Genomic DNA, 7,848 nt, shown 5'->3' on the forward strand with positions numbered 1-7,848 from the left:
CCAAGGACCTTATTGAATGATGCCCTGCTCGCGGTAATAGCGCTCAGCACCGGCATGGAGCGGAATGGGAAGCCCCTTGATGGCGGCGTTGATGTCGATGTTTGCCGCTGCACTGTGCGCCGAGCGCATGCGGTCGAGATTTTCGAACATCAGCTTGGTCATCTGATAGGCGGTTTCGTCGCTGACCCCCTCGTGGGACACCAGGATATTGCCGATCGCCGCGGTTGGAATGTCGTCGTCCTGGCCGCGATAGGTTCCCGCCGGAATGATGGCGGGCACATAGGGTTCGCCGATCTGCACCACGATCTCTGCCGGAATGGCAACGATGTTGATCGAGTGAGTAGCGGTCAGATCCTGGATGAAGGCAACGCCCAGACCCGCCGATTGCAGCGTGGAATCGAGCTGGCGGTTCTTGATCAGTTCAGCTGATTCCGCATAGGGCAGATATTCCAGCCTTCCCAGATCGTCATAGCTGATGCCAGCGGCTTCGAAGATGGCACGGGCATTGAGTTCGGTGCCCGAAGCGGGCGCACCCACCGACATGGATTTGCCGGGCAGGTCTTCGAGCGTGACAATGCCGGATTGCGCATCGGCGACGATTTGCACGTAGTTGGGATAGATGGCTGCAATGGCCCGCAGGCTTTCAAGACGGCGCGGGAAGCCGGCTTCCTCATTGCCCTCCCATGCCAGGGCCACCGAGTCGCCCAATGCGAAGGCGATTTCGCCACGACCCTGGGCCAGAAGGTTGAGATTTTCGACCGAAGCCTTGGTTGCCTGCACCTGGGTGCGCGAGCCCTCGATGCCGTCGGCATAGATTTCGCTGAGCGCAACGCCCAGTGGGTAGTAAACGCCCGACGTGCCGCCCGTCAGAACGTTGATGAATTCCTGGCCATGAACCGCCGGGGTAGCCAGAGCGGTGCACAGCAGAGCTGCCGCGCCGAAGCGCGTCATCATTTTGGTCATCGATTTCCTCCCAAATAGGTTTGGTGGTCGCCGATCCTCGCGGCGTCCCCTGCATGACTTTGCAAGGGCCGTGCCAACGGATAAGTGCTGAAATACTTGATGTATTTCGTGTCGTCGGGCGAAAATCCGCCTCGCATGCCACTAGCCGGGCGAAGTTTCGCCAGCCCTCGGCTCGGCCCGCAACCCGTATTTGGCGATTTTCTCATTGAGGGTACGGCGTGGCACCCCGAGGCGCTCGGCGGCCTCGGCCGTCGCGCCGCCAGCCGCCTCAAGCGTTGCGGCGATCACCTTGGCTTCATATGCGGCGACAAGGTCCTGAAGATTGCTTGGCAGCGCTGGCTTCGATGTCGCCACCTCCAGGCCGATTACGGCGCGCTCGGCGTGCGATTTCAGTTCGCGCACATTCCCCGGCCAGCTCTCATGGGCAAGGTCGATAAGCCGGTCGGCAGGCATCTCGCGGAACGCAAGCCGGTGACGTTCGGCTGCCCGGCGCGCAAAGACGGTATAAAGCAGAGCAATATCCTCGGGCCTCTCGCGCAGCGGTGACAAAGGCAGGTCGATTGTCGCTAGGCGGAAATACAGATCGGGACGGAAGCGCCCCGCATCGCTTTCCGTCTTGAGATCGACCTTGGTTGCCGCAACGAACCTGACATCGACGGGAATCTGTCGATTGGAGCCTACCGGCTCCACGATCCGCTCCTGGATCACGCGCAGCACCTTGGCCTGAAGCGAGAGCGGCATGGATTCGATTTCGTCGAGAAAAACCGTGCCGCCGGAGGCATGGGCGATCTTGCCTTGCCGGGCGGTCTGCGCGCCGGTAAAAGCGCCGCGCTCATGGCCGAACATCTCGCTTTCAAAGATGGTTTCGGGAATGGCGGCGCAGTTTATTGCAACGAACGGTCCCGAGCGGCGTCGGCCGAAATCGTGCAGGGCGCGGGCGACGACCTCCTTGCCGGTGCCGGTTTCGCCGGTGATGAGCACGTCCACATCGATGTCTGCCAGATGTTGCACCGAGCGACGAACCGCCGCCATGGCGGGGGAGGTTCCGATCAGCCGCGCCTCCAGATCGTCTGGTCCGCCGCGCAGCCGTTCGATTTCCTGCTTCAGCCGCCGTCTCTCCACGGCATTGTCGAGGATCGAGACCAATTGGTCGGCGTCATAGGGCTTTTCGAGGAAGTGATAGGCGCCGGCCCGCATGGCCTCTACAGCCAGGGCGACGTCACCATGACCGGTGAGCAACACTACGGGCAGGTCCGCATCGCGCTTGGATATATCGCCGAGCAAGTCGAGGCCGGATAGGCCGGGCATGCGCATGTCCGAAACCACGCAATCGCTTGCTGCGATGTCGATCTCGCCCAGCGCCCTGCCCGGATCGCTGAATACACGCACCTCAAATCCGCTGGCGCCGAGCCAGTCCGCTGCCGCCGCGCAGAGCTCGGGTTCGTCATCAACAAAGACGATCCTGCCGCGGCTCATTCGGCCAGCACCAATCTGGCCGAGTGTTGCGCAAGCGGTAGGGAAACGATGGCACAAGCTCCACCACCGGGAGCCGGCGAGAACGAGAGCGCGCCGTCATAGTCCTCAAGAATAGCGCGGGAAATCGACAGCCCCAGTCCCAGACCCTCTCCGGTCGCCTTGGTGGTGAAAAAGGGCTCAGTCATCTGGTCAGCGATCTCGTCTGGGATACCGGGGCCGGCATCATGGAATTCAACCAGCGCCCTGGACCCTGCCTGCCGCAGTTGAACCGTGATCTGGCCATTGCCCATGCTGGCCGTGGCATCGATGGCATTGAGCAGAAGATTGATAAACACCTGCTCGATCCGCACCGCATTGACTGAAGCCAATGCAGAGGGCGCCTTATTGTCGAAGGATAGAAAAACCTTTCGCTCCCGCGCCTGTGACATGACGATTTCCAGTGCTTCGACAACGGATTGGCCGATGACGACGGGTTCGCTGGGAAGCGCCTTGGCGCGCGACGAAAAGGTCCTCAGGCTCTTTATGGTGCGCTGCATCCGCTTGAGCAGGTCGCGTCCGACCTTGATCGAAGCAATGGATTTGTCGTGGGCGTGATTGCGCGCATGCAGCCCCGCTGCGGCCAGGGTGTTGTCCAATGCTGAAAGTGGCTGGCTGACTTCGTGAACGATGGCGGCCGACATGCGGCCTAAGGCAGCCAGTTTGGCGGCATGAATGAGACTGTCCTGAGTCTGACGCAGCTCTTCCTCGGTGCGCTTGCGCTCCTCTACTTCCCGCGCAAGAGCGCTGGTGCGCTCACTGACCCGGCGTTCGAGAACACCATTCTGTTCGAGTTTCCACCGCGTGAGCTGGCGTCGCTGGTAGCCATAAAGGCCCAGCAGAAGGCAGACGAGCGTCAGCAGTCCTACAACGCCGGCAACAAGCCGGGCTTCATCGCGGACCGGCGCCGATTGCATGGCGCTGAACAATCGCCAGCCCTTGGGATCGATCAGCATGGCGCTCATGGCCAGAGGCGGTGCCCCCTCTTCGGTCATATGGGTCAGGCCGGAAGCATCGAGCGCGTTAACCAGCGGCAAGCGGCCAAAGACGTCATTGCCGTCATAGCGGCGTTCCGTCTCGATGCGATCCCTGTCCACATCTCGGAGCGCGAAGAGCGGGCGATAGCGCCAGTTTGGTACTCCGCTGAGAAAGACAATTCCGGCGCCATCGGCCAAGCCGGTCATTTCGCCCGCCTCCGCCCACACCCGTTCAAGCGGCGACATATCAACCTTGACGACAGCAACGCCCAGTAACCCGTCCGGTCCCTCTATCCGGCTGGAGAGAAAATATCCGGGCACCCCGGTGGTCACGCCCACCGCGTAATAGTCACCGCGACCATGCTCGACGGCGTCAGTGAAATAGGGTCGAAAGCCGTAATTGTGGCCGACAAACGAGCTGGGCAGGTTCCAGTTCGACGCCGCCAGTGTCAGCCCATTAGGGTCGATCAGATAGACTGCATCGGCCTGGGCATGGCGAGCCACATTGGCAAGGTAGGCATTGACCTCGTGCACGCGCGCGTCCGATGCGTCGGCAAGAAGCCCGAGCACGCGCTCGTCTTCTCCCAGCACCTGTGGCAGATAGGCGAAGCGTTCGATCTCGCTTTCCACGGCATGTTGCGACAAGGTCAGCCGGTCTCGCAACTGGCCCGCCAGCCGGTCAATACCAGCATCATGGGCCAAGCTGTACGCCATGGCTGCAAGGCCACAGACCAAGGCCGTGGCAGCAATGCCGAAATACCACCTCGATCGCGCCCGTAGAGCCACAGATCCTCCCCGCAGCTGCATATTTGCATTTCCGCCGGATCAGTTTAGCGCGAAATAACCGGGCGCGTCATCTGTTGAGCTGCTCTAGTATGGGCAATGAGAGATAAAGGCAGCTCTTGAGTAGCGTTAACTCAATGGCTGACGACCGAAATGGGGCGCTTAGCGGCACTAAAATTATGCTGCTTTGGCGCCAGATGTTGGGTTTCAATCGGCCGCGTCTTCTGAGGACCAGGAGAAATTGAGATAGGATTCTCGTGTATCGTAGCAAATGCTGCCGTACATCCGAAGGTAGGAATTGCGTCGCGCAGGATCAGCCCAAACAAGGTCTGGAGCCGCGAGATCCGCCCGATACTGATCGAGATTGAGCGGCGTCAGCAGCGTGGGCAGCACGTCCATGGCCTGCGGCACGTATTTGCCTTCGAGCCAGTCGGCAGCGAACTGGCCAAGCGCGTAGCCGAACACCGGAGACGCAAGGCTCACCGTGGCCTTATAGGCGCTGTCGACATGTTCAATTGCAGCGATGGCATCGGGTTCACCGTCGATACCGCCCAAGAACTGGTCGGCTCGCAGCTTGCCAGCTTCGCTAAGCGCACGCATGGCGCCCAGCACCACCGTGTCGGCGCCCAGCACGACATCGACATTGGGCTGGGCGAGGAGAATTGTTTTCATGGTTTGGTAGCCGCCATCTTCGTTGACGACGGCGGGCGAAATGTCAGCGACGATCCTGACATCGGGCAGCTTGCCGAGCACGTCGCGCATGGCCGTGAATCGCGGCGCCAGAAACTGCAGGCTGTCATGGGTTAACAGAACCACATTGGCGTGTCCGTCCAGCTTCTCGTCAATATAGGTGGCAGCTTCGTCTGCAAGGATTTTGCCAGTGAGATATTGCGGAGCGTTGAGGATGGTCACGGCGGGCGGAGGAACGACGGCGCCGACATAGACACCCCGCGCGATCAGTGCTTGAAGGGTGGGAGCAAGCGAGCGCGGATTGACTGGCGCGACGACAATGGCCCCACCACCATCCTGCAACAGCCGTGCGGCGTCATCGATCATCCGCTGCGCATCGTCATCGGCAACCAGATTGTCATATGAGAGACCACGGTCGAGAGCGGCCCGGGCGAGGCCAGTGCCAACCCCCTCCATAAACTCCCGCCGGTTGTCCTGCACAAAAACGAGCGAAGGGTTGAGCCCGCTCGGCACTGCGCAGAGGTCTTTGTGCGGCACGAAAGGCTTGAGGACAACGGGATCGGTCAGACCCGGAGGAACGTCGGTCTGATCCTGCGCCGTGGCGGATACGAAAAGGCAGCACGCAACCGCAACCAGACCCGTGGCAAGCGCTCGACATATTGGCATTGCGGCCCTCTTCCGACCATCAGAGGAATAGAAGGGAATAGGCTTTATGCCAACGGCCTTCATACCGCATTGAGCGGGAAGGCTAATCGTGCCGATAGCCCCGGCCGCCGGTCGATATATTCGATATTACCGCGCAGCGAACTTGCCATGGCGCCGACGATGCGGCTTCCGAGACCCGTTCCCTTGGCAGAACCCGCGCCACGCCCGACGCCATCGTCCTCGACAGCCAACATCACTGTATCGTCTGGCTGCCGGCTCAATACCACGCGCACCTCGCCGGCACGGTCGGGATAGGCGTATTTGGCCGCGTTCATGACCCATTCTGCTGCGATCACCCCCAGATTGATGCTGGCATCAGGGCGCAGGGCGATGGGTTCGAGTTGGTAGCGTAAGGAGATGTTGTTCTCGCTGCTCAGCGTCGACTGGAACTGCTCGAGGACGCTCCGAAGATATTCGTCGAGCGCGACTTCCGTCACTTCGCCGGAGCTGTATAGGCGATGGTGCACCATGGCGATCGCCTGGATGCGAGATTGCGTTTCGGCCAGCACCGCTTTCACCGAACCATCACTCGCCGCCTTTGCCTGCATGCCGACAAGCGAGGATGCCATCGCAAGGCTATTGGCGACCCGGTGATTGACCTCGTGGAGCAAGAGTTCCGCACGCTCCTTGGCGGCAGCCATTTCCTCGGTGCGCCGGGCAAGGTCTGCCGTTCGGTTCGTTACCTTGTTTTCAAGATCGGCATTGGCGCGCGTGAGCGAGTTTCGCGCCTCCGCTAATTCGCCGGCATAGCGCATGATGGTGAAGAGACCGGCGGCTGCGGCAGCGACGGTCACCAGCGCGCCGAAAACGGACACAAGACGCTGGAGGAGCGCATTCTCGGTCTGCTCGGAAACAAGGCCGGCAAGGCGCTGGTCGGCGGCAAGAGCGATGCCGGTCACATAGACATTGGCTTCATCCATCAGCGCCTTGCCGCGGTTAGTCAGCGTTAGTTCCAGCGCTGCCGCAGCATCGCGCGAGCGGGCCAGCGCGATAGTCTCGTCCATCTCGGCAAACTTCTCCTCCAGCACTTGCATCAGCCGTTCGACGGCGGGATCAAGGTCAAGGTAGTCGTCAAGCCTTTGTGGTAACTCGCCGGAGATCCGCAGCGCTGCAGACTTGGCGAGGTCATAAGGCGCCAGATAGACTTCGTTATCGGTGTAAAGAAAACCGCGCTGACTAGACTCTGCCCGCTGGACCTGTGCGCCAAGATCAACGGCTTGGGCCTTAACATCGCGCGCCGCAATTATCTCCTCAGCGATTTCCTGCGATCGTCCGCCGAGCCAGAACGCCATCGAAACGATCACGATCAACGCCGACAACCCAACGACGATGAACAGGATCTGCGATCGGACGAAAGCGCGCGCACTAATGGGCATTATTCAGTCTTCATGCCAGAAGGATATGCCGATTTCCAAACCTGCAAGGTCCGATATCAGACAATGATCCGCAGGCGTTGGATTTGCGTATCCATTCTTCGCACATCGGCATAAGTTCCGAAAGTGAACAAACAAGCCGGCGCACGGCCGCTGGAAAAAATAACGCTTCCGGGAAAAGCGACCATGGCAATCACACCCTTACTGCTCGTCGTAGAAGACGAAGTGCTGCTCCACCTGGCTTTGGAAGATGATCTGATTGGTGCAGGCTATAAGGTGCTGCTCGTCGCCAACGGCCAAGCGGCGATCGCTGAACTAGATAAGGGTGCCGATCGCTTTAAGGCTCTGGTTACAGACATTCGCCTCGGGAAAGGGCCGAATGGTTGGGAAATTGCCCATCGTGCGCGCGAGCTCGTTCCTTCATTGCCCGTGGTCTACATGTCAGGTGACAGTGCATCGGAATGGTCGGTGAACGGCGTTCCTAAGAGCATCATGCTCTCGAAACCCTTTGCTATGGCGCAATTAGTGATAGCCGTGTCTCAACTGATCAACGAAACGGATGCGACCATTTAGATTAAGGGTTGAGAGACGGCGATTCCGCCATTGCACTCCATGGGCATTTCCGCTCTGAAGATTTGCATCACGATGGTCGGAACCTATAGCTGGGGCGGATTGCAGCAACGGCCTCACCAGTGAAGTCGGCCGCTGCCTAACGAATGTCCTCCGATCCCGGAACAGCACAGAGCGTAAGCGCTAAGCTGACCCCGTCTGTTCAGCCGGTTGAGGCGGCGGTATTTGGCACTCTCTGATTGGTGGGGGTGTCATGTTCTATGTCTGCGACTATG

The 7,848-nt window shown here is 60.1% G+C and carries 6 protein-coding genes; 1 reads left to right on the forward strand and 5 read right to left on the reverse strand.

All coding sequences use genetic code 11. The features are described from left to right. Positions 1–9: 9 nt before the first annotated feature. The 5 genes from DEVEQU_RS03695 to DEVEQU_RS03715 form a co-directional block, all read right to left on the reverse strand. Positions 10–963, reverse strand: a complete 954-nt coding sequence (locus tag DEVEQU_RS03695; protein WP_126149229.1) for a TAXI family TRAP transporter solute-binding subunit — start codon at positions 961–963, stop codon at positions 10–12. Positions 964–1,104: 141 nt separating this feature from the next. Then, positions 1,105–2,439, reverse strand: a complete 1,335-nt coding sequence (locus DEVEQU_RS03700) for a sigma-54-dependent transcriptional regulator (protein WP_126149230.1) — start codon at positions 2,437–2,439, stop codon at positions 1,105–1,107. After that, positions 2,436–4,166, reverse strand: coding sequence for an ATP-binding protein (locus DEVEQU_RS03705; RefSeq protein ID WP_164550230.1), 1,731 nt, complete (start codon positions 4,164–4,166; stop codon positions 2,436–2,438). The genes DEVEQU_RS03700 and DEVEQU_RS03705 overlap by 4 nt, the downstream gene beginning before the upstream one ends. A gap of 276 nt (positions 4,167–4,442) precedes the next feature. Next, positions 4,443–5,591 (reverse strand): sugar ABC transporter substrate-binding protein, encoded by a 1,149-nt coding sequence (locus tag DEVEQU_RS03710; RefSeq protein WP_126149232.1) that lies wholly within the window; start codon positions 5,589–5,591, stop codon positions 4,443–4,445. A 59-nt stretch (positions 5,592–5,650) separates the two neighbouring features. Next, positions 5,651–6,934 (reverse strand): sensor histidine kinase, encoded by a 1,284-nt coding sequence (locus tag DEVEQU_RS03715; RefSeq protein ID WP_223214089.1) that lies wholly within the window; start codon positions 6,932–6,934, stop codon positions 5,651–5,653. 195 nt (positions 6,935–7,129) lie between these two features. On the opposite strand from DEVEQU_RS03715, the gene DEVEQU_RS03720 reads away from it, so the two are divergent. Then, entirely contained in the window at positions 7,130–7,576 is a 447-nt protein-coding gene (locus DEVEQU_RS03720; RefSeq protein WP_223214088.1) for a response regulator, read from the forward strand. Positions 7,577–7,848: the final 272 nt, after the last annotated feature.

This window comes from Devosia equisanguinis, from assembly GCF_900631955.1.
Lineage (GTDB): Bacteria > Pseudomonadota > Alphaproteobacteria > Rhizobiales > Devosiaceae > Devosia > Devosia equisanguinis.

Excerpts from the sequence above, each read along its gene's own strand:
- DEVEQU_RS03695 (WP_126149229.1), bottom strand. The coding sequence starts at position 963 with ATGACCAAAATGATGACGCGCTTCGGCGCGGCAGCTCTGCTGTGCACC.
- DEVEQU_RS03700 (WP_126149230.1), bottom strand. The coding sequence starts at position 2,439 with ATGAGCCGCGGCAGGATCGTCTTTGTTGATGACGAACCCGAGCTCTGC.
- DEVEQU_RS03705 (WP_164550230.1), bottom strand. The coding sequence starts at position 4,166 with ATGGCGTACAGCTTGGCCCATGATGCTGGTATTGACCGGCTGGCGGGC.
- DEVEQU_RS03710 (WP_126149232.1), bottom strand. The coding sequence starts at position 5,591 with ATGCCAATATGTCGAGCGCTTGCCACGGGTCTGGTTGCGGTTGCGTGC.